Consider the following 20,491-nt stretch of genomic DNA (forward strand, 5'->3'; position numbering starts at 1 on the left):
CCTGAGCAACCACCCCGCCCCAAAACACCCCCAACCCCACCCCCCCCACGTCCGTTGAAAAAAAAACCCCCCCCCCCCCCCCCCCCCCCCGCGGGCGGGGCGCCCCCCCCCCCCCCCCCCCCCCCCACGACGTACTTGAAGCTCGTTTAGACCGCCGTCACTCCGACAGCCTGAGGTCCCTTGGCGCCCTGTTCGATCTCGAACTGGACACGCTGGTTCTCTTCGAGCGACCGGAATCCGCTTCCGCTGATCTCCGAGTAGTGGACGAACACGTCAGCCGCGCCACCGTCCGGGGCGATGAAACCGAAGCCCTTGTCGCCGTTGAACCATTTCACAGTTCCCTGTGCCATACGCTTTTCACATTCTCTCATTGAACGGATGCAGAACACACCCAACACAAGGGTAGCACGCCCACCGCCCCGACGCGGCCATCGTCTTTTTCTGCGAATCAAGGAAATTCGTGCGCGCCCGGCAATTCGGCCGCGTGCCGGTTACGCGCGACTACTCCGCCGTGTACCGTTGAATGTGAACGGTTTGTGACGCCGTCCGAACCGATTCGCATCTCGACGCCCGTAATTCTCGCGCGCCGGATCGATCTGGAAGCGAGGACACCGGCCATGGTGTACGCACACGAAAGCATTGTCCGCCAACTGAACTCGTTGTTGTGAGCGCGACTGACCGGCGGGGGTCCAACAACCCCATCCGGCTCACTCTCGCCTCGGAGCTCGGCAACTACCTCGACGGCGCCTGGTGGCCTTACACCGCGTCGATCGCCCGTGAACTGCCCGACCTCATCGAGGCCGTGAGCACCCGGCTGGGCGACATCGTGGACCTCGACGTCAACTGGTCGTCGCTGCAGGGCGCTCCGGACCTGAATCCGATGCCCTTCGGCGGGAAGGTGCCGCTGCCCGGTGCGCGGATCCGTCAGCAGCGGGTCATCTCCATCACCGGCAAGCAGGGCCGGGCGAACCTGTTGGTCGTCCCATCGAGGACCACCCGAGCGCTGGCCGTGATGGTGCTGCGGCACGCCGCGTCACTGCCGATCGAGTACGGCCACGCCGACACCTCGGCGTGCCGGACCGCCGAAGAGGTCGTCCGCAACGCCCGCGCGGAGTGCGCGCAGCGTGCGCTGGCCGGACGCACCAAGACGTCGGCAGTCGACACCAAGGATTGAGCTAGGACCTGAGCTAGGAGCGCCAGAACCGGCGCACCTTCCTCGTCCGCTCGTCGCCCTCCACGTCGGCCCAGTCCCCTGCGGCATACGACATCGGTTTCGCCCCCGTGCGGCAGATGTCCAGCGTGCCGTCGTGATGCTTGACGTACGCGTCGCCGAAGCGCATGTATTTGTCGGTAGCGCCGTCTGGCAGCGTCACTTTCACGGTCATGGGGTACACCTCCGGATCAGCCGACGGCGCACGGGCCGTCCGGGCGAGAATGGATCGATCACACACGCGCACAACGCAACAGCCGATACGCGCGGAGTCTCAGAATCGTGTCGTCGGCGAATCAGGACGCACGACACACGGTGGGCGAAGTCATCGGACTTCTCTCGTAGCCGGGCGGATTCGCTCGAGATCGAGCTGCCCGATACCACGACGGTACGCCTGTTTACCGTCGGGGGTAGGGTAACGGCATGGGCCAACAACAACTTTCACTCGGCGTCCTGGCCCATTCCCGCAAGCCGGACGAGCGTCGGTTGCCCCTTCACCCGGCACACCTGAGCCGGATCGAACCCGAACTCAGGGCCCGCATCCTGCTCGAGCGTGGCTACGGCGAGGACTTCGGCGCCACCGAAGCGGAACTCACCGAACTGGTGGCCGGCGTCAAGAGCCGCGAGGAGATCATCGCCGGCAGCGACGTCATCCTGCTGCCCAAGGTGCAGGCCGAGGACCTCGCGGAGTTCGGCGACGGCGCCATCGTCCTCGGCTGGCCACACTGCGTGCAGGACGCCGCGCTCACCCAGATCGCCATCGACCGCAAGCAGACGCTGATCGCCTTCGAGGCGATGAACCACTGGCAGGCAGACGGCGGCTTCGGACTGCATGTCTTCCACAAGAACAACGAACTCGCCGGCTACTGCTCGGTGCTGCACGCGATGGCGCTCGCCGGTGTCACCGGCACCTACGGCAGGCGGCTGCAAGCGACGGTCATCGGCTTCGGCGCCACCGCACGCGGCGCGGTCACCGCGCTCAACGCCCACGGCATCGACGGCGTGCGCGTCCTCACCACCCGCGACGTCGCCGCCGTAGCCTCGCCCATCCCCGGCACCCAGATCGTCCAGATGGGTCAACACGAGGACGATCCCGACCACATATGGGCCGACACCCCCGAGGGCGGCGAGATCCCTGTCGCCCGGTTCCTCGCCGACAACGACATCGTCGTCAACTGCGTGCTGCAGAACCCCGAGAAGCCACTGATCTTCGTCACCGAGGACGACCTGCCGTCGTTCTCGCCCGGCAGCCTCCTCATCGACGTCTCCTGCGACGCGGGCATGGGGTTCTCCTGGGCGCAGCCCACATCCTTCGCCGATCCGATCATCGAGGTCGGCGACCGGCTGCTCTACTACGCCGTCGACCACAGCCCGTCCTACCTGTGGAACTCGGCGACCTGGGAGATCAGCGAGGCCCTGCTGCCGCACCTGGACACGGTGCTCGCCGGACCCGACGCCTGGGCCGAAAGCGCGACGATCCGCCGCGCCATCGAGATCCGCGACGGCGTCGTGCAGAATCCCGCGATCCTGGCCTTCCAGGACCGCGAGAAGGAGTACCCGCACCCGGTGCGGTCGAGCTGAGTCGTCCGAACAATCGCCCCCGGCGCGGATCGGTCGTACCGTGAATCCATGCCCGAAGCGATCGACGTCGCCCACCCGCCACAAGCCGTCCTCAACGTCGTCAACCGCGGGCTCCGGCTGGCGCTGCGCTCCCCGCTCGGCGCCGCGCTCAAGGAGTTCATGCTCGTCGGGTTCAACGGCCGCAAGACCGGCAGGCGCTTCTCCGTCCCCGTCAGCGCCCATCACATCGACGGCGACCTCTACGTGATCCTCGAGGCCGGCTGGAAGCACAACTTCCGCGACGGCGCACCCGCCGACGTCTCCTACGCCGGCAAGACGACGGCCATGCAGGGCCAGCTGATCAGCGACACCGCCGCCGTGGCCGACCTGGTGCACCGCGCCGCCGAGTCCTACGGCGCCAAGAAGGCGCAGCGCACCATGGGCCTGAAGTTCCCCGGCGACGCGGTCCCGTCGCTGCAGGACTTCACCGAAGCCGCGCAACGCCTCGGCATCGCCGTCATCCGGCTGACGCCGGCCCGCTGACGTGACCGATCGCAACGTGCTCGGCGGCCCGCTGCAGGAATGCAGCACCGATCCGATGACCGGGTTCTTCCGGGACGGCTGCTGCAGCACCGGGCCCGAGGACGTCGGCGTGCACACCATCTGCGCGGTGATGAGCCGCGAGTTCCTCGACCACCAGATGTCCATCGGCAACGACCTGTCGACGCCGAGGCCGGAATTCCGGTTCCCCGGCCTCAGTCCCGGCGACCGCTGGTGCGTCACCGCACGCAACTGGATGCTGGCCCACCAGGACGGCTGCGCCGCGCCCGTGGTGCTGGCCGCGACCCACGAGTCGACGCTCGCGCTGGTGGCGCTGGACATCTTGCAGCAGCACGCCGTCGATGTGCCCGACCACATCGGCGACCTCTGAGCTCACCCTGCCCGACCCTCGAAGGAGATACCCATGCCCTCATCCGTCGACGAGCTGATGGTCGCCAACCTGATCGAGGTCTTCAACGAACGCGACGCGACGACCCGGCAGGCGGCGATCGATCGCACCTACGCCGCCGACGTCCGCTGGACCGACGAGGACGGTGTCAGCACGGGCCGCGAAGCGCTCGAAGCCAAATGCGTTGCGCTGCAGAGTAATCTCGGCGACCTCCAGTTCGTCGCCGCAGGCCCGGTGCACGCGCTCCCCGGCTTCGGCCACCTCGCATGGCAACTGGTCACTGCCGACGGCAACGTCGCGATGGCCGGCTTCGACGCCGCCCTGGTCAACGACGGCGTCATCACCGACCTCTACACGGTGCTCATCCCCCCGCAGCAGTAAAAGCTGCGCAGGGCACCCGAGGCGCGGCCCTAGACTGGCCAGCCATGGCCACCCCGCCCAACTTCGCCGACCTGCCGCGCGCCTGGCAACCACGCTTCGAGTTCTTCCACGCCTACGGGCCGACGTCCACACCGCAGGGGCGCGAGGCGTACCGCGCGTTGCCGTTCGGCGCCAAGATGCGCATCGGCACCAACTTCCTGGCGTTCCTGTTCGGTCCGATCTACTTCTTCGTCAAGGGCATGTGGCGCAAGGGACTGACGCTGCTGGGCATCGGGGTGGCGCTGGGCGTGCTCGCCTACGGGGTCGAGCTGCCCGAGTTCGTGGACCGGGCGATCAACTTCGTCGTGCCCGCCATCGCCATGACCACCGCAAACTTCGCCTACTACCTTCAGGTGACACGGAACAGCGAGTCGTGGAACCCGTTCGAAGGTCAGGGCCGCCGCACATCGTGACCGCACCGAGCGCGTTCCGCTACCCGCCCACCGACGGCGGACGGCTCCGGCTGCGGAACCGCGTGCGGCGGCTCACCGGCTTCGACCTGCTGCCCTCCGATGCGACGGCGGACGGGTTCATCGCCGGCCTGAACGAGGGCGACCCCGTCGCCGAACGCTTCGTCGCCGAGACCTATCACGGCGAACTCGGCGCCAGGAAGGCCCGCGACCTCGTCGAGCGGGCCCAGCGCGTCGGCATCGACCGAGTGCCCGAGGCGCCCGCATCGATGCGCGCACTGTTCGACGAGTTCGAGCAGCTCCCGGACTGGGTCGACCCGGAACTCGTCGAGGAAGGCGCGGCGGTGTGGCGCCGCTGGGCCTACGCACTCGGCGCGCTCGGCAACGCCGGCACCAACGACACCTACACGGAGGCCTGGTTGGCAGTGCCGCTGTCGCTGTCGGGCGGCTACGCCGGTGACCGCGCGCTGCACCGCTATCTGGAGACGTCGCGGTGGTGGATCGAGGTCTGCCGGCCCGGCGCGATCCTGACCCCGGGATCGTTGGGCCGCAACATCTCTCTGCACGTGCGCATCATGCATGTCAGCGTGCGCGACCGGGTCCGCAAGCACCCGGAGTGGGACGCCGAACGCTGGGGCCTGCCGATCAGCCAGTCGGCGATGCTGTTGACCCTGCTGGGCGGCAGCATCGCGCCCGCGTTCGGGCTGTTCCTGCTCGGCCACCTGACCAGCCCCCGCGAGATGCGGGCCGTGCTGCACTTCAACCGGTACTGCGGGCATCTGGTCGGCGTGCGCTGCGACGGCTGGTTCCCCGAGACCGTCGCCGACGCCTGGCGGATCCTGTTCATGGCCGACGCCGCCCGCAGCTACGACAGCGCCGACAACGGAGCCGAACTCGTCGAGTCCTTCGTCCCGGCATTCGCCCCGAAGCCGAGTCATTCTGGGCTGCAGAGGATTCGCGCGCAGTACCACTACCGCGTGCAGGCCGGCTACCTCGGGCTGTACATGTTGCCGTGGAACCGGTCGCGCTACCGGCTGCCGTCGGCACTGCCTGGCATCCTGCTGCTACTGCTGCGTTTTCCGCTCATCGCCGTCCTCGAGATCGCGCGTCGCGTCTCACCCGCGCTGGATCGGCGGTGGCAGCGGTGGAATCTGCGGCGCTGGGAGCGCTGGCTCGAGTGGCAGTCCTCCGGTAGGGCGGCGGCGTTCGAGGCGGCGGCGCCGCTGCGACGGTGAGCGCGTCAACCTTTGTTGACGCGCGCGGGTGCGGTGTCCACCGCTGAAACCGACGTGGTGTCCGCGGCCCCATCGGCCCGCTCCTGGGGGTACCGTCGAACCATCGGGACCACTCAGGCCCCCAATCAAAGGGCCGACAATGTCTGACAAGTCACCCCGACAGTCCATGACCAAGAAGTCAGGAAAGTCGCTCAAGGAGAAACGCGCGGTCAAGCAGGACAAGGCGGCACGCGCAGCATCCTCGGCCGAAGCGCTGTTCGACAACAAGAAGCGCTGACGCAAAAGGTTTTCCGGCCGACCGGGGTCAGCCGCTCGCGCCGTTGACCACCGGCTCGGTGATCATCCCCCGCTCGACGCCCCAGATCGTCGCGATGGCCCGGTATTCGCCGGTGCCGATCAGGTGCTCGAGCGCCGCCCGCAGCGACTCGCCGAGTTCCGAGTCCTTCGCGACCGGCCAGCCGTAGGGCGCCGAGTCGAACACGTCACCGGCCGCCTCCAGGTCACCCCGGCTGAGCTTGATCGCGAAGCCCGTCACCGGTGAGTCGGCCGACATCGCGTCGACCTCGCCCTTCACCAGCGCCGCCGTCACCTCGTCCTGGCTGGTGTAGACGACCTTCTCGATCGCCGGCAGCCCCGCCGCCACGCACTCGCCGCTCTTGTTCGGGATCTCCTTGGTCTCCTGCAGCGTCCCGAACGCCACCGCGACCCGCAGCCCACACGCCGAACTCGGATCGAGGAACGACTGCGGCCGCTGCGCCCACAGCGTGCCTGCCTGCAGGTACGTCACGAAGTCGACCATCCGCTCACGGTCCGTCGTGTCGGTGAGCGCCGACATGCCGACGTTGAAGCTGCCGCCCTGCACCGACGGGAGGATGCTCTCGAAGGCGGTGTCCCGGTAGTCCGGCACCAGGCCGAGCACCCGGGCGACCGCGTTCATCAGGTCGACGTCGAAGCCGACGATCTGCCCGTCCGCGTTCTTGAACTCCATCGGCGCGTACGGGGTGTTGACGCCGATCACCAGCCGGCCCGTCGACCGGATGTCGTCGGGCACCGTCGCGGCGATCTCCGGCACGGCGCCCAGCTGCGGTCCCGGCGGCACCGTCGGCTCGGCGACGCTGGCCGGCCGTGCCTCGTTCGACGACCCCCGCCACTGCCACACCCCGAACGTGCCTGCGGCCGCCACCAGCACCAGCGCACTCGTCACCGCCAACACACGCTTGGACACGCTGCGCCGCGGCACGATCGTCCGTCGCGCTGTCACAGGCCGCCGTGCCGCATGCCTGCCCGACCGCGTGGTGCGCACCGGCACGCTCAGCGCCGTGCGTGCCGCAGCGGCAAGCTCACCCGCTGACTGGAACCGCTTGGCGGGCTTCTTCGCCATCCCCTTGGCGATCACCTCGTCGAACGCCGCCAGCCGCGGGTCGATCGCCGACGGTCTGGGCACCGGCGACACCATGTGCCCGGCGATCTGCTGCTCCAGACTGTCCGCGGGATAGGGCCGCGAGCCCGTCAGGCACTCGTAGAGCACGCACGCCAGGGCGTACACGTCGACGCGCCAGTCGATCTTGCCGCCCTCGAACCGCTCCGGCGCCATGTACGCCAGCGTGCCCAGCGTGCTGCCCGCGGTCGTCATGCCCGACTCGCCCGCCGACCGTGCCAGCCCGAAGTCGATCAGATACACGAAGTCACGATCGGTGATCAAGATGTTCGACGGCTTCACGTCGCGGTGAATGAGGTCCGAGCCGTGCGCGGCGTCGAGCGCACAGGCCACCTGCTCGACGACCGTCACCACGAACGTCGGGTCCAGCGGCTTGTCCCTCTCGCTGAGCATCGTGCCCAGGTTGCGGCCGTCGATCAGCCGCATGTCCAGGTAGAGCCGGCCGTCGATCTCGCCGAATCCGTGGATCGGCACGACGTGCGGGTCGTTCACCCCGGCCGCGGCCTGCGACTCGCGGCGGAAGCGCTGCTGGAAGGTGACGTCCTCGGCCAGATGCGGCGGCAGGACCTTGACCGCGACGATGCGATCGGTCCTGGTGTCGAAGGCCTGATAGACCTCGCCCATCCCGCCCCGGCCGATCAGCTTCTGCAGCTGGTAGTGCCCGAATGGTCTCGCTTCCACCGGTCAACTCCCCAGCGTCCAATCGGTGTGTCGACCGAACCTACCGCACGTTTGCCAGTGAGTTGAGCCGGAGCGTCGATATCAAGGGAAACCGCCCGCGCACACCCCGTGCTGGGCGACTGCCATGACACGCCCGACGGCCTTGCCGGACTGCGGTCCCGTCGCCGCGCGAATTGTGTTCCGAGGCCCAATTGTTCCGTGCGTCAACCCCGTAGGGTGCGCTGCCGCGCTGGTGACGGGCGTAACCGAGCGCTCCCCGCTGGCGTATCGTCGCACCCAAGTGTGGAAGCAGAGGACATCGCGACCATGAGTACCGATCACCAGTACCGAGAGGACGCCCCCGTGGCAGACACCACCAGCGCATCGCCCAAGGCCGAATCGAAGTGGCTCGCCAAGTCCGCGTCGCAGACCCGCGGTTCGGACAAGAAGGAAGTGCAGTTCCACTACGACATCTCGAACGAGTTCTTCAAGCTCTGGCAGGACCCGAATCAGGTCTACAGCTGCGCCTACTTCGAGAAGGACGACTACAACCTCGAGCAGGCCCAGATGGCCAAGATCGACCTGTCACTGGGCAAGCTGGGCCTTCAGCCCGGCATGACGCTGCTCGACATCGGCTGCGGCTGGGGCGCGACGATCATGCGCGCGGTCGAGAAGTACGACGTCAACGTCATCGGTCTGACGCTCTCGGAGAACCAGAAGGAGCACATCGAGAACCACTGGTTCGCGAACTCCACCAGCAAGCGCAACATGGAAGTCCGCCTGCAGCCGTGGGAGGACTTCAGCGGCTCGGTGGACCGGATCGTGTCGATCGGCGCGTTCGAGCACTTCGGCTTCAACAAGTACGACGACTACTTCAAGAAGACCTACGACTGGCTGCCCGAGGACGGCGTGCAGATGCTGCACACGATCATCATCCCGGAGGATGAGGAGATCAAGGCCAAGGGCCTGCCGCTGACGATGTCCCGCGTGCGGTTCATCAAGTTCATCATGGACTACATCTATCCCGGCGGCCGTCTGCCGCTGGCGTCGATGGTCAAGCAGCACGCGGTCAAGGCCGGCTACACGGTCACCCGCGAGCAGCACCTTCAGCCGCACTACGTGAAGACCCTCGACACCTGGGCGCGCAACCTCGAGTCCAAGAAGGACGAGGCCATCGCCATCACCAACGAAGAGATCTACGAGCGGTTCCTCAAGTACCTCGACGGCTGTGCCGACCTGTTCCGCGAGGGCTACACCGACGTCGCTCAGTTCACCCTGGAGAAGGCGCCCGCTTAGCAGATCTAGGCAAGTTGGGCTATACACAGGTCATGATCTTGGGAACGGAGGACTGCGGAGTGACGGACAGCGGGTCGGGGGGCTCGAACATGAAGGTCGCGTACGAGGACGTCCAGGCGCACTACGACATCTCGAACGAATTCTTCGGGCTGTGGCAGGACCCCACACGGACGTACAGTTCGGCCTACTTCGAGCGTGAGGACATGACGCTCGAGGAAGCACAGCTGGCCAAGATCGACCTCGCGTTGGGCAAGCTCGGCCTGGAACCCGGCATGACGCTGCTCGACGTGGGCAGCGGCTGGGGCGCCATGATGAAGCGCGCCGTGGAGAAGTACGACGTCAACGTCATCGGGCTGACGCTGAGCCACAACCAGCGCGCGCTCAGCCAGCAGATCCTCGACGAGATCGACACCGACCGGTCGCGGCGGGTGCTGCTGCGCGGCTGGGAGGAGTTCGACGCCCCCGTCGATCGCATCGTCAGCATCGAGGCGTTCGAGGCGTTCCCGAAGGAGCGCTACAAGGCCTTCTTCGACCTGTGCTACCGCAGCATGCCCGCCGACGGCCGGATGGTGCTGCAGACGATCATGGGGCACCCGCTCAAGCGGTGGCCGGAGATGGGCATCCCGATCACCATGAGCGACCTGCGGTTCATGAAGTTCATCGCCAAGGAGATCTTCCCCGGCGGGTCGGTGCCGTGCGACGAGGACGTCGTCGAATACTCGGGCGCCGCAGGCTTTTCCGTGGAGAAGCGCGACGACCTGACGCCCGACTACGTGCGCACCCTCGACACCTGGGCCAAGGCGCTGGAGGCCAACCGGGACGAGGCGATCGCGGTGACCTCCGAGGAGGTCTACGACCGCTACATGAAGTACCTGATCGGATGCTCGGACTTCTTCAACCGCAACGTCAGCTACGTCGGGCAGTTCACGCTCGTCAAGTAGTCGGCGGTGTGGCCTTCAGTCCGCGCCGCAGTTCGTCGAGGGCTTGCGCGAGCGTGACCCGCGGGGTCCACCCCCAGCGGCGGGCCCGGTCGGCGACGATCTGGCCGGTCCACGCGGGGTCGTCCTGCCACGCCGGTTCGATGCCCAGTGCCTCGGTGACCGTTCCGAAGTAGTCGCGCTGGGTGGCCGGCCCGCCGGCGACGTTGACCGCCGCGCACCCGCCGTCCACCGGCCCGCGTTCGGGGTCGTCGGCGGCGGCGATGCGGCCGGTGGCGAGGTCGGCCAGCAGGTCGGCGAGGTCGTCGACGTGCACCCACGCGAAGGTCTTGTCCGCGACGGTGCGACGTGCGGACTCGTCCTTCGCGATGTCGTTCGGGCGCAGCGTGTTCCAGATGGAACTCTCGCCGGGCCCGAGGATGGCCGGTGGCCGCACCAGCACGCGGGTGATGCCGTCGACCTCGGCCAGCGCGGCATCGGTGTCACGCTTGGTGACCGGGTAGTCACCCATGTCGTCACCGACCAGTGCCGCGGACTCGTCGACGTCGCCGACGCCCGGCGACCGGTCGTAGACGCCTGCGGTCGACATGTGCACGAGGCGGCCGACACCCGCGTCCCGCGCCGCGCGGGCGATCACCGGCGTCCCCTCGACACCGACACGGTGCTGGGTGTCGCGGTCGGTGCCCATCGGGTGCACGGTGGTGACGACGGCATCCGCGCCGGCGACCACCTCGGCTGCGAAGTCCGGGTCGCCGAAGTCCCCGACCCGTTCCTCGACCCCGTCGATCGCGGGCGCGGCGCCCGCCCGGCGGACCACCGCACGCACGGTCGCGCCGCGTTCCGCGAGGGCCGCGCAGGTGCGCGCGCCGACGAATCCGTTTGCGCCGGTGACGACGACGACAGGACTGCTCTTCTCATCGGTCATGTGATCACCATGTCATCGGGGTTACCCGAATCGGCGGCTCAGATCGCGCCGAACACCAGTGCGGTGTTGAAGCCGCCGAATCCGAACGAGTTGCTGACGGCGTAGCGGTAGTCGCCTTCGCGCGGTGCGCCGGTGACGACGTCGAGACCGATCTCGTCGTCGACCTGCTCGTGGTTGCGGGTCGGCGGGATGACCCCGTCGCGCAGCGCCTGCACGGTCAGCACCGCCTCGACGGCGCCCGCCGCGCCCAGCGAGTGGCCGAGCGCGGCCTTGGGCGCGTAGACCGCAGGGGCATGGCCACCCAGCGCGTGACGGATGGCACAGGCCTCCGCGAGGTCACCGTCGATCGTCCCGCAGGCATGGGCGTTGACGTGGTCGATGTCCGACGGCGCCAGGCCCGCGAGGTCGACGGCACGGGCCATCGCGTCACCGGCGACCTCGCCGGTCGGGTCGTGCTGGATGGCATCGAAGCTGTCCGCCGTCATCGCAACGCCCATCAATCGGGCCAGCGGTGTGACACCCCGGGCCCTGGCGTGCTGCTCGGTCTCGATCAGCATCAGCGCGCCGCCCTCGGCGAGCACCGTGCCGTTGCGGTTCCTCGCGAACGGCCGGCACGCCCCGGCCGGGTCGTCGTTGTCGGTCGACAGCATGCCCGCCGAAGCGAACGCCGCGACGGGGACGGCTTCGATCCTCGTCTCCACTCCACCACAGATCGCCACGTCGGCTTCGCCGAGGATGATGTGCCGCCAGGCCTGGGCGATGGCGCCTGCGCCCGACGCGTCGGCCATCAGCGGCGAGATGATCCCGGCCTTCGCCTTGTGGTCGAGTCCGACGGCCGCCGCCGGGGCGTTGGGCATGAACATCTGAACGGCCAGTGGCGACACCCCCCGCATGCCCTTGAGCTGCCACTCCTCGTAGGCCTTGAGTATCTCCTCGGTCGAGCCGAGCGCCAGCCCGACCGAGACCAGTAGCCGCCGCGTATCGACCTCGGGTGATCCGGCGGCCTGCCACAACCGGCGGCCCAGCACCGTCGACATCTTCTGCATGTAGGACAGCCGGCGCAGTTCGACGCGATTGAGGTGCTCGTCGAAGTCCTCGACGAGTTGCCCGCCGATACGGACCGGCGAATCGAGCTCGTCGACGAACCAGCTGTCGAGTGTGCGGATGCCGCTGCCGCCCTGCTGCAGCAGTTTCCAGGTCTCCTCCGCGTCGGCGGCGAGTGCCGTCGTGGAAGCGATCGCGGTGACGACGACGTCGGGCAGTCCGTCGCCGGTTCTCAACGGTGCCATGCCTACTGATCCCCCCCTCGAATGTCGAGCCTGCGCGTCGTAGAGGCGAAACTGATCGTCAATTTTCGTCCATCGCCGCGTTCCCTGCAACGCCTTACCCCGAGGTGCGCGGGTAGCCTCGACGCCACCGATCAGGAGGGCAGGTCCGATCGCCGATCACCGTCGCACCCGTCGTGCCGCACTGGCCGCGGCGGTGAGCCTGGCGGTGGCCATGGTCGTCGCGCCGCCGGCCGTGGCGGCCACCGTGCATCCGGTCACCGCCGAGGAACTCGGCGCGACGTGGCGGCCGGGGTGTCCCGTCGGGCCGGAGGTGTTGCGGCGGGTCGAGCTCGAGTTCGTCGGCCTCGATGACCGGACGCACAGCGGCGAGCTGGTGGTCCATCAGGACGTCGTGTCCGATGTCATCGCGGTCTTCGAACAGCTCGAGCAACTGCGCTACCCGATCGCCCGGATGCAATCCGCCTTCCGCTACCCCGGCGCCGACGATCAGCTGTCGATGGCCGACAACAATTCCTCGGCGTTCAACTGCCGTGACATCCCCGGCACCGGACGCTGGTCACCGCACGCCTACGGCCGCGCGGTCGACATCAACCCGCTGTTCAACCCCTACGTCCGCCGCGACGGCGCGTTCGAACCGGCGAACGCCGGGGCCTACACGGACCGCGGCCGCACCGACCCCGGCGTGCTGCACGGCGGCGACCCCGCGGTACGCGCGTTCACCGACCTCGGCTGGGCCTGGGGTGGGTACTGGCAGCGCCACAAGGACTACCAGCACTTCGAACGGCCGTAGAAGTTGCGCTCTGCGGGTTTGAACCCGGTCAGGCGTGGTACAGCGCCGCCATGTTGACGCAGCTGAAAATCAGTCTCCCGGTGATCGTGGCGGGCGCCGCGATCGCCATCGCTCCGGTCGCCTCCGCGACCTCGATGTTTCCTGCCGGCGGCCCGCCCGGGTGTTACGACCCAGCGGGCACGGGGTGCGCGGTGGCACCGGCTCCGGCCGGAGTCGCGGGGCCGCAGGGCGCCGCAGGCACCGTCCCCGGCGGACCCGCGGGCGTGGCGGGGCCGCAGGGTGCCGCGGGCACCGTCCCCGGCGGACCGGCCGGCGCGGCGGGACCGCAGGGCGCCACCGGTGCGATCCCAGGTGGTCCCGCGGGTACCGCGGGACCGCAGGGCGCGTCCGGCGCGATCCCGGGCGGACCCGCGGGCGCGGCCGGACCGCAGGGCGCGACCGGCGGCATCCCCGGCGGACCCGTCGGTACAGCAGGACCGCAGGGCGCGTCGGGCTGCATTCCCGGGCTGCCGTGCGCCAGCGTTCCGGCGCCGTAAGCACATCAATCGTCCGCGGCCGTCAACATGTGTTGACGGCCGGCTGACGGCACCCCGTCACAGCCGATTCAGCGCCGCCGCCCGGTCCGGCGTCACGAACGACGCGCCGGTCCGCACCGGTGCGCCAGGACGCGACACATACGGCAGCACCCGGAAGTCCGCCCGCATCTCGTCGGCCGTCACTCGGGCGCGGACATAGCCGCGCCGATTGCTGAAGTACCGGACGTGCGGGTTCTCCGGCAGCACTGCGTCAACATCGGCCCTGGTGTCCGATCCGTCGCCGCCCGAACTGATCGACGTCGTCACCAGTTCGGTCGCCACCACCGGTGACGACACGTCGCCCGGGCGCTCGTGCACCTCGGCCGCCCAGTGACTGTGCACGTCCCCGGTCAGCACCACCGCGTTGCGCACCGCCGGACCCTTCAGTCCCGCGACGATGCGGTCGCGATTGACCGCGTAGCCGTCCCACGCGTCGGGGTTCACGCCGCGCGCGGGCCCCGGCGTCAGCTCCACCTGTGAGAAGAAGACCTGCTGCCCCAACACGTCCCAGCGGGCCCGCGACCGCTGGAGACCGTCGAGCAGCCAGCGTTCCTGCTCATCACCCGTGAGCGTCGCGAACGGGTTGAACCGCTCGGCACAGTCGGTGCGGTACTCGTCGCGGCACGGCTGATCGGTGCGGTACTGCCGGGTGTCGAGCAGGTGGAAGGTGGCCAATCCACCCCAGCCGATCCGCCGGTACAGCTGCATGTCGACTCCGCGCGGTTGCGCGGACCGTCGCAGCGGCATGTTCTCGTAGTACGCCTGCATCGCCGCCGCCCGCCGGGCGAGGAAGTCGGGCTGCGGGGCCTCCGGCGTCTCGTCGGCCCAGTTGTTGTCCAGTTCGTGATCGTCGTAGACGGCCAGCCACGGCGCGACGGCGTGGGCGGCCTGCAGGTCGGGGTCGGTCTTGTACTGCGCGTACCGCCGCCGGTAGTCGGCCAGCGTGACGGTCTCCGGACCGACGTGGCTGCGCACCCCACCGGGTCTCGCCTCGTACTCGTACTGGTAATCACCAAGGTGCACAACAAGATCGGGTTGTTCCTCGGCCAGCCGCCGGTATGCGGTGAACCAGCCCTGCTCATAGTGCGAGCACGACGCCACGCACATGGTCAGCGCTGTCGCGAGGGCGTCGGGCGCCGGCGCGGTGAGTGTCCTGCCGGTCGGCGAGAGATAGCCCGCGGTGCGGAACCGGTAGAAGTACTGTGCGCCCGGCCGCAATCCCTGCAGCTCGACGTGCACGCTGTGTGCGGTCTCCGGCGTCGCCGTGGCGGTACCGCGTTGCTCGACGCGCGCGAACCGCTCGTCGGTCGCGACCTCCCACTCGACGTCCACCGGTCGCGCAGGCATGCCGCCGAACCCGCTCTCCGCCAACGGGTCCGGAGCCAGACGCGTCCAGATCAACGCACCGTCGGGTGCCGGATCGCCGGACGCCACTCCGAGGGTGAACGGGTCGGCGGGCACCAGGTTGGTGCTGCGCGCGACGGCGCAGCCCGCGAGCGGCAACACCCCGAGCGCGACCGATCCCCGCAGCAACGCCCGGCGGCTGAGTTGGGACACGGTGCAGTGTCGGCGACCGTGTTGTCCTGACGGTGACGGCCGACTGTACAGCGCCCCGCCGCCACGATGCCGTTACGCGAACACCGGATACGCTCGAAGGCGTGCCGCTGCCATTCGATCCGGAGATCCTCGCCGCGCTGCTCGCTGCGCCGCAGCCACCCGACCCGACACCTCCTCCGGTGGGCGACGTCGCCACCCGTCGGCGCAACACCACGGCGACCTTCGACCTGATCGCTGACATGATCCCAGCCGTCGATGGCATCGAAGTCGACCACCACGTGCTCACCACCGCAGACGGCGCCGACCTGCCACTGTCCTGGTACCGGCCGGTCGACGCGCCCGAGAACGGCAGTGCCGCACTGTATCTGCACGGCGGTGGGATGCTCATGACCCTCGAGCAGACCGGCCGCGGCTACGACGCGATCGTGCGGCGCTACGTCGCCGAGTCCGGAGTGCCCTTGCTAGTGGTGGACTACCGCGCCGCACCCGAGCACCCACACCCCACTCCGGTGGAGGACTGCTACGCCGCGCTGCAGTGGTTGGCAGAACACGCAGGCGAACTCGGGGTGGACCCCGGGCGGCTGGCGGCGATGGGTGACAGCGGCGGCGGCGGGCTCTCCGCGGGCGTGGCACTCTTGGCCCGCGATCGCGGTGGACCCGCGCTCGCGCTGCAGCTGCTGATCTATCCGATGCTCGACGACCGCAACACCACACCCGACCCGCAGATCCCCACCGAAGGCATGGTGTGGAGTTACGACGACAACCGCACCGGCTGGGGCGCTCTGCTCGGCGACCGCGCCGGCGGGGCCGACGTGCCCGTCTATGCGGCACCCGCCCGCGAGCAGAACCTGGCCGGGTTGCCGCCCGCCTACCTGGACACCGGCGACCTGGACATCTTCCGGGCGGAGATCGTCGACTACGCGTACCGGCTCGCCGCCGCCGGCGTGCCCACCGAACTGCACGTCCACCCCGGCTGCCCGCACGGGTTCGAGATGATCGTTCCCGACGCGGACGCCTCGCGTCGTGCGATCGCCGACCGGGTCCGACGGCTGCGCGCGATCTGACGCGCGGCAGCCACACCTAAGCTGGGGTGATGTCCGACGAGATCTCGACCGCACTGATCATCGGCGCGTTCCTGGCCATGGTCGTCGCCTTCATCGCCGGCCGTGCGCTGACCTACAAGCCGGAACTCGGCCGCCGCGTCTACTGGGGCGGCTGGGCGGTGGCCATCCCGCTGTTCGCCCTCGGCATGGCGGCGCCGCTGTGGCCCAACGTGGTGGCGGCGGTGTCGATCCTGAGTATCGCGGCGATCGGGCTGGCGTATGTCATGACGCCGTACCTGCGGATCGGCGACTACACCTACACGATGCAGGACCGCTTCCGGTCCGGCGAGTAGCCGCTCACACCGGCCTTTTGCGCTGCCGTCAATGTGGCCCTCCTCCGCTTCTTTGTGTGCTACATCTTGGACCGGCAATGCACGGGCACGAACGATGAAGATCAAATCCTCTCCGACGGCACCAGGGCGGGATTTCCGGAAGGCGGAATCATCGGTCCGGAAGGCTGTTCGCCATGAGTACCTTGTCGACGGTGGTGAACTCGTGGAACGAGTGGGATCCACTCGAGGAGGTCGTCGTCGGCTCCGCGGACGGCGCGTGTTTCGAGCCCACCGAGCCCGGCAGTCGTCCGCAGATCCGTAATGCGCCCCGCGGCACGCCTTTTCCCGAGGGACCGAAGCCACCCGGCGCCATCGAGCGTGCGAATGAGGAGTTGGCCGGGCTTCAGGCCCTCCTCGAGTCGCACGGAGTCAAGGTTCGCCGACCCACACCACACGACTTCAGCAGAAGTGTCGCCACTCCGCACTTCTCGGTCGCGAACCAGTATTGCGCCGTGTGCCCGCGCGACGTGATGATCACGATCGGAAGCGAGATCATCGAAGCACCGATGTCACGTCGGTCGCGGTACTTCGAGTTCACCGCCTACCGCGACCTCGTCTACGAATACTGGAAGGCCGACCCGCGCGTCGTCTGGACGAGCGCCCCGAAGCCATCCATGGCCGACAGCATGTATCGCGAGGGCTTCTGGGACTGGTCCGACGAGAAGCGGCATGCCGAGATGCACGCCTTCGAGTTCTGCGTGTCGCAGGACGAGGTGGTCTTCGACGCGGCCGACATCAGCAGGTTCGGCCGAGACCTCGTCGTCCAGGAGTCGATGACGTCCAATCGGGCAGGCATCACCTGGCTGAAAAGGCATCTCGAGCCCAAGGGCTTCCGCGTGCACCCCGTGCACTTTCCGCTCGACTTCTTTCCGTCGCACATCGATTGCACATTCGTTCCCCTACGCCCCGGGCTGATACTCACCAACCCCGACCGGCCGCTGCGTGCCGGCGAGGAGAAGCTCTTCCTGACCGATGATTGGGAGTTCGTTTCCGCTCCGCGACCCACATCGAGCAACTCCGAGATGCCTGACTACTGCCAGTCGTCGAAGTGGCTGTCCATGAACGTCCTGAGCATCTCGCCGACCAAGGTCATCTGTGAGGAACGGGAGCGCCCGCTGCAGGAGCTGTTGTCCAGGTTGGGCTTCGAGGTCTTCACCATTCCCTTCCGGAACGTCTTCGAGTTCGGCGGATCGCTGCACTGCGCCACCTGGGATGTGCGCCGCATCGGAGAGTGTGAGGAGTACTTCTCGGCAGGCGACTACCGCCCGCTGGTGACGTGAAGATCGGCCTGATCTGCGGCGACGGCCTCCCGGTCTCGGGACTGTTGACCGTGTTCCGCAACGTGTTCCACCTCGGACGGTCGATGGGCGTCTTCGACGACACAGTCGTCGCCGATCTCGGGTACTCGTGGCGGTCGGACAAGACGCGGTTCTTCCCGAACGGACCGGAATCCCACCCATACCCGCCGTGGCTCAGGCCGACGATCAACGACTCGATCGCGGGGCTGGACCGAGCCGAGCTGTCGGCAGAGCTCGAGGACATCCGTCGACGCGTCGCCGCCTTCGATCGGTTGGAAGAAGCCGAGCGGCAGTCGCTCGTCGACCGGATCGAGACCCTGCGGCAGGTGTACTTCGACCACTTCACGACATGGCTGGAGCGCCACGATCCGGATTGGGTCTTCGCGGTGAATCTCACTCTCCCGCATGCGGTCAGCGTGACGTCCGCGCTGTACATGGCCGCAGACCGCCACTACCGCGCGCGCCGGGGCGGGCTCGTGATCTGGGACCACGACCTGTGCGGCTCAAATGGACGCTGGGACATCGCCATTGATCGACGGTTCTATCCGTCCGTTCCCAACGGCGTGACGCCGCTGCCCGCCGAGGCGGCACACGTCGACTGGATCGTGGTATCCCAGGGGCTCGCGCGAGAGGCCGAAAGCTACGGCACCGCAGCGCGGCCGAGGGTCATCGCCAACCTGCTGCCGGCGATCCCACCGGGAATCGACGAACGCCATCACGAGTTCGCGCGACAGCTCGGGTTGAGCCTGGAACGGCCGATACTGGTGAGCCCGGTACGGATCTACCGGGTTAAGGGCGTGGATCAGTCGCTGCGCTTCCACGCGGAAGTCGTGGGTGAATGTCTCCGCCGTTCACTTCCACCGCCCTACCTGCTCGTCTTCGGAGACCTCGCCGAAGATCCGGACTACGGCGACGAACTCGTCGCCCTCCGCGACGAACTCGCCACGCAGGAGGACGTCCGATTCCTCGGCGGCGTCCCTCTCGAAACGGTGCGGGAAGCCTACGGGAACTGGCGGTTGAACGAAGTGGACCTCCTGCGGCTGGCGCGAGCGACCCACGGCGGCGTTGTCTTCACGCCCAGCGTCAGCGATTTCGAGACGATCGGCCTGGGTGCGGGACTGGCAGCTGCCGCAGAGATTCCCGCCGTGTCGACGCGATACAACGCCTTCGACGAGATCTACGGTGCCGCGGGTGTCGAATGTACGACGTTCGAGACCGACGGAACCGGCATGGGCGCAGCGGCAGTGACATTCGTCGATGTACTGGCCGCATTCGCCGGCCACGATGCCGACCTCACTGCCGCCCTGAAGCGAAACCGGCACGCCGTCGAATCCTTGTTCCCGACGGAACCGTGGAGGACACTGCTCGACTCGATGAACGGTGCCATCGCCGGGTCCGATCCTCTTGCCGAAGAGCTGACGATGTGACGTCCGAGCACCTCAGAGTGGTTCTCGTCGCGCCGCCGTATTTCGAGGTTCCGCCGAAGGATTACGGCGGAACCGAGGCCGTCATCGCGGACCTGGCCGATGGCCTCGTCGCGCGCGGGCACACCGTGTTCGTCCTGGGCGCAGGGCATTCCAGGACCGGCGCGCACTTCGTCGCGATCTCACCCGAAGCCGTTCCCGAGCGACTGGGTCAGGTCCGTCCCGAGATCGTCCATGCCATCGAGGTACGCCGGGCGATCACGCGGCTGGCGCACCGGGACGGCGTGGACATCGTTCACGACCACACCATGTCGGGCGCCCTCAACGCGTCGAGCTACGACAGCCTCGGCATCACGACGGTGTCCACCGTGCACGCCACGATCGACGCCGACATGCGCCGCTACTACTCGGCACTCGATCGAGACCTCGGGCTGGTGGCCGTCAGCCATCGTCAACGACGCTCATCGCCGGAGCTCAACTGGGTGGGGGCCGTTCACCACGGCCTTCGTATCACCGACTGGCCCTTCCGCGCGACCAAGGATGACTTCGCGCTGTTCCTCGGTCGATTCTGCCCGGAGAAGGGAACCCATCTCGCGTTGGATGCCGCTCACTCCGCCGGTGTCCCGCTGGTCCTCGCCGGCGGGTGTGTCGAACCGAGCGACGGCGCCTATTTCGCGCAGCAGGTGGTGCCCCGACTGACCGATCGCGACAAGGTGATCGGGCCTGTCGGCGGACCGGCGAAGCGTGAACTCATCGCGGCGGCCCGGTGCCTGTTGTTCCCCATCCGATGGGAGGAGCCGTTCGGGCTGGTGATGATCGAGGCGATGGTGACCGGCACACCCGTCGTCGCCCTGCGGGCCGGGTCGGTCGACGAGGTCGTCGTCGACGGCAAGACCGGATACGTCTGCGAAAAACCGTCGTCTCTCGGCGCCGCCCTCGAGGCTGTCGGCGACATCGATCCGGACGCGTGTCGCGCTCACGTCCAGGAATTCTTCGACGTGGAGCGCATGGTCACCGGCTACGAGGAGGTGTATGCGTCCGTCGCGGCATCGACGCAGTGACATGCGGCAGCGGGCCCACCC

The 20,491-nt window shown here is 68.2% G+C and carries 22 protein-coding genes; 16 read left to right on the forward strand and 6 right to left on the reverse strand.

Going from position 1 to position 20,491, the window contains the following annotated elements; translation table 11 throughout:
* Nucleotides 1–146: 146 nt before the first annotated feature.
* Nucleotides 147–350, reverse strand: a complete 204-nt coding sequence (locus tag ACPCHZ_RS00005; protein WP_264012975.1) for a cold-shock protein — start codon at nt 348–350, stop codon at nt 147–149.
* Between the two features lie 314 nt (nt 351–664).
* Here ACPCHZ_RS00005 and ACPCHZ_RS00010 point away from each other — a divergent pair, with 314 nt between their 5' ends.
* On the forward strand, nt 665–1,174 hold the full coding sequence (locus ACPCHZ_RS00010; protein WP_364973101.1) for a DUF5994 family protein: 510 nt from the start codon (nt 665–667) through the stop codon (nt 1,172–1,174).
* A gap of 13 nt (nt 1,175–1,187) precedes the next feature.
* Here ACPCHZ_RS00010 and ACPCHZ_RS00015 read toward each other — a convergent pair whose 3' ends face one another.
* Nucleotides 1,188–1,385: a hypothetical protein gene (locus ACPCHZ_RS00015; RefSeq protein ID WP_423482874.1), complete on the reverse strand. Its 198-nt coding sequence runs from the start codon at nt 1,383–1,385 to the stop codon at nt 1,188–1,190.
* A 248-nt stretch (nt 1,386–1,633) separates the two neighbouring features.
* On the opposite strand from ACPCHZ_RS00015, the gene ACPCHZ_RS00020 reads away from it, so the two are divergent.
* The 6 genes from ACPCHZ_RS00020 to ACPCHZ_RS00045 are packed head-to-tail and all read left to right on the forward strand — an operon-like array spanning nt 1,634 to nt 5,784.
* Nucleotides 1,634–2,791 (forward strand): N(5)-(carboxyethyl)ornithine synthase, encoded by a 1,158-nt coding sequence (locus ACPCHZ_RS00020; protein WP_423482875.1) that lies wholly within the window; start codon nt 1,634–1,636, stop codon nt 2,789–2,791.
* 48 nt (nt 2,792–2,839) lie between these two features.
* Nucleotides 2,840–3,313, forward strand: coding sequence for a hypothetical protein (locus ACPCHZ_RS00025; protein WP_423482876.1), 474 nt, complete (start codon nt 2,840–2,842; stop codon nt 3,311–3,313).
* A 1-nt stretch (nt 3,314) separates the two neighbouring features.
* Complete coding sequence (locus ACPCHZ_RS00030; protein ID WP_264012969.1) at nt 3,315–3,701, forward strand: DUF2237 family protein; 387 nt, start codon at nt 3,315–3,317, stop codon at nt 3,699–3,701.
* A gap of 33 nt (nt 3,702–3,734) precedes the next feature.
* Nucleotides 3,735–4,100 (forward strand): nuclear transport factor 2 family protein, encoded by a 366-nt coding sequence (locus ACPCHZ_RS00035; RefSeq protein ID WP_423482877.1) that lies wholly within the window; start codon nt 3,735–3,737, stop codon nt 4,098–4,100.
* 44 nt (nt 4,101–4,144) lie between these two features.
* Nucleotides 4,145–4,552 (forward strand): DUF2628 domain-containing protein, encoded by a 408-nt coding sequence (locus ACPCHZ_RS00040; RefSeq protein WP_423482878.1) that lies wholly within the window; start codon nt 4,145–4,147, stop codon nt 4,550–4,552.
* Entirely contained in the window at nt 4,549–5,784 is a 1,236-nt protein-coding gene (locus tag ACPCHZ_RS00045; protein WP_423482879.1) for an oxygenase MpaB family protein, read from the forward strand. The genes ACPCHZ_RS00040 and ACPCHZ_RS00045 overlap by 4 nt, the downstream gene beginning before the upstream one ends.
* A gap of 304 nt (nt 5,785–6,088) precedes the next feature.
* Here the strand turns inward: ACPCHZ_RS00045 and ACPCHZ_RS00050 are convergent, their stop codons facing one another.
* Nucleotides 6,089–7,903, reverse strand: coding sequence for a bifunctional serine/threonine-protein kinase/transporter substrate-binding domain-containing protein (locus tag ACPCHZ_RS00050; RefSeq protein ID WP_423482880.1), 1,815 nt, complete (start codon nt 7,901–7,903; stop codon nt 6,089–6,091).
* A gap of 342 nt (nt 7,904–8,245) precedes the next feature.
* Between ACPCHZ_RS00050 and ACPCHZ_RS00055 the strand changes: the two genes are divergently transcribed.
* Together ACPCHZ_RS00055 and ACPCHZ_RS00060 are read left to right on the forward strand one after the other, a co-directional pair.
* On the forward strand, nt 8,246–9,178 hold the full coding sequence (locus ACPCHZ_RS00055) for a cyclopropane mycolic acid synthase family methyltransferase (RefSeq protein WP_423482881.1): 933 nt from the start codon (nt 8,246–8,248) through the stop codon (nt 9,176–9,178).
* Between the two features lie 89 nt (nt 9,179–9,267).
* Entirely contained in the window at nt 9,268–10,119 is an 852-nt protein-coding gene (locus ACPCHZ_RS00060) for a cyclopropane mycolic acid synthase family methyltransferase (RefSeq protein WP_364973755.1), read from the forward strand.
* On the opposite strand, the gene ACPCHZ_RS00065 is transcribed toward ACPCHZ_RS00060, so the two are convergent.
* The gene (locus tag ACPCHZ_RS00065; RefSeq protein WP_423482882.1) at nt 10,112–11,041 is read right to left on the reverse strand and encodes an NAD-dependent epimerase/dehydratase family protein; all 930 of its coding nucleotides are present in this window, start codon (nt 11,039–11,041) and stop codon (nt 10,112–10,114) included. The genes ACPCHZ_RS00060 and ACPCHZ_RS00065 overlap by 8 nt on opposite strands.
* A gap of 38 nt (nt 11,042–11,079) precedes the next feature.
* Entirely contained in the window at nt 11,080–12,330 is a 1,251-nt protein-coding gene (locus tag ACPCHZ_RS00070; RefSeq protein WP_423482883.1) for a KasA/KasB family beta-ketoacyl-ACP synthase, read from the reverse strand.
* 211 nt (nt 12,331–12,541) lie between these two features.
* Here ACPCHZ_RS00070 and ACPCHZ_RS00075 point away from each other — a divergent pair, with 211 nt between their 5' ends.
* Nucleotides 12,542–13,120 carry a M15 family metallopeptidase gene (locus tag ACPCHZ_RS00075; RefSeq protein WP_423483757.1) on the forward strand — a complete coding sequence of 193 codons (579 nt, stop codon included), beginning with the start codon at nt 12,542–12,544 and terminating at the stop codon, nt 13,118–13,120.
* Between the two features lie 50 nt (nt 13,121–13,170).
* Complete coding sequence (locus tag ACPCHZ_RS00080) at nt 13,171–13,656, forward strand: hypothetical protein (protein ID WP_423482884.1); 486 nt, start codon at nt 13,171–13,173, stop codon at nt 13,654–13,656.
* A 57-nt stretch (nt 13,657–13,713) separates the two neighbouring features.
* Here the strand turns inward: ACPCHZ_RS00080 and ACPCHZ_RS00085 are convergent, their stop codons facing one another.
* Entirely contained in the window at nt 13,714–15,252 is a 1,539-nt protein-coding gene (locus tag ACPCHZ_RS00085) for an alkaline phosphatase D family protein (protein WP_423482885.1), read from the reverse strand.
* Between the two features lie 101 nt (nt 15,253–15,353).
* Here ACPCHZ_RS00085 and ACPCHZ_RS00090 point away from each other — a divergent pair, with 101 nt between their 5' ends.
* From ACPCHZ_RS00090 to ACPCHZ_RS00110, 5 genes are all read left to right on the forward strand, one after another.
* Nucleotides 15,354–16,316 (forward strand): alpha/beta hydrolase, encoded by a 963-nt coding sequence (locus tag ACPCHZ_RS00090; RefSeq protein WP_423482886.1) that lies wholly within the window; start codon nt 15,354–15,356, stop codon nt 16,314–16,316.
* Between the two features lie 29 nt (nt 16,317–16,345).
* Nucleotides 16,346–16,648: a hypothetical protein gene (locus ACPCHZ_RS00095; protein ID WP_423482887.1), complete on the forward strand. Its 303-nt coding sequence runs from the start codon at nt 16,346–16,348 to the stop codon at nt 16,646–16,648.
* A gap of 173 nt (nt 16,649–16,821) precedes the next feature.
* Entirely contained in the window at nt 16,822–17,967 is a 1,146-nt protein-coding gene (locus ACPCHZ_RS00100; protein ID WP_423482888.1) for a serine/threonine protein kinase, read from the forward strand.
* Complete coding sequence (locus ACPCHZ_RS00105) at nt 17,964–19,412, forward strand: hypothetical protein (RefSeq protein WP_423482889.1); 1,449 nt, start codon at nt 17,964–17,966, stop codon at nt 19,410–19,412. Before ACPCHZ_RS00100 ends, ACPCHZ_RS00105 begins: the two co-directional genes overlap by 4 nt.
* The gene (locus ACPCHZ_RS00110; RefSeq protein WP_423482890.1) at nt 19,409–20,470 is read left to right on the forward strand and encodes a glycosyltransferase family 4 protein; all 1,062 of its coding nucleotides are present in this window, start codon (nt 19,409–19,411) and stop codon (nt 20,468–20,470) included. Before ACPCHZ_RS00105 ends, ACPCHZ_RS00110 begins: the two co-directional genes overlap by 4 nt.
* The last annotated feature ends 21 nt before the right edge of the window (nt 20,471–20,491 follow it).

The sequence above is a fragment of the Mycobacterium sp. NPDC050041 genome, assembly GCF_049541695.1.
GTDB lineage: Bacteria > Actinomycetota > Actinomycetes > Mycobacteriales > Mycobacteriaceae > Mycobacterium.

Coding starts and splice junctions, on each gene's coding strand:
- ACPCHZ_RS00080 (WP_423482884.1), top strand. CDS start 13,171: ATGTTGACGCAGCTGAAAATCAGTCTCCCGGTGATCGTGGCGGGCGCC.
- ACPCHZ_RS00060 (WP_364973755.1), top strand. CDS start 9,268: ATGAAGGTCGCGTACGAGGACGTCCAGGCGCACTACGACATCTCGAAC.
- ACPCHZ_RS00095 (WP_423482887.1), top strand. CDS start 16,346: ATGTCCGACGAGATCTCGACCGCACTGATCATCGGCGCGTTCCTGGCC.
- ACPCHZ_RS00065 (WP_423482882.1), bottom strand. CDS start 11,041: ATGACCGATGAGAAGAGCAGTCCTGTCGTCGTCGTCACCGGCGCAAAC.
- ACPCHZ_RS00035 (WP_423482877.1), top strand. CDS start 3,735: ATGCCCTCATCCGTCGACGAGCTGATGGTCGCCAACCTGATCGAGGTC.
- ACPCHZ_RS00070 (WP_423482883.1), bottom strand. CDS start 12,330: ATGGCACCGTTGAGAACCGGCGACGGACTGCCCGACGTCGTCGTCACC.
- ACPCHZ_RS00075 (WP_423483757.1), top strand. CDS start 12,542: ATGGTCGTCGCGCCGCCGGCCGTGGCGGCCACCGTGCATCCGGTCACC.
- ACPCHZ_RS00005 (WP_264012975.1), bottom strand. CDS start 350: ATGGCACAGGGAACTGTGAAATGGTTCAACGGCGACAAGGGCTTCGGT.
- ACPCHZ_RS00015 (WP_423482874.1), bottom strand. CDS start 1,385: ATGACCGTGAAAGTGACGCTGCCAGACGGCGCTACCGACAAATACATG.
- ACPCHZ_RS00020 (WP_423482875.1), top strand. CDS start 1,634: ATGGGCCAACAACAACTTTCACTCGGCGTCCTGGCCCATTCCCGCAAG.
- ACPCHZ_RS00025 (WP_423482876.1), top strand. CDS start 2,840: ATGCCCGAAGCGATCGACGTCGCCCACCCGCCACAAGCCGTCCTCAAC.
- ACPCHZ_RS00100 (WP_423482888.1), top strand. CDS start 16,822: ATGAGTACCTTGTCGACGGTGGTGAACTCGTGGAACGAGTGGGATCCA.
- ACPCHZ_RS00040 (WP_423482878.1), top strand. CDS start 4,145: ATGGCCACCCCGCCCAACTTCGCCGACCTGCCGCGCGCCTGGCAACCA.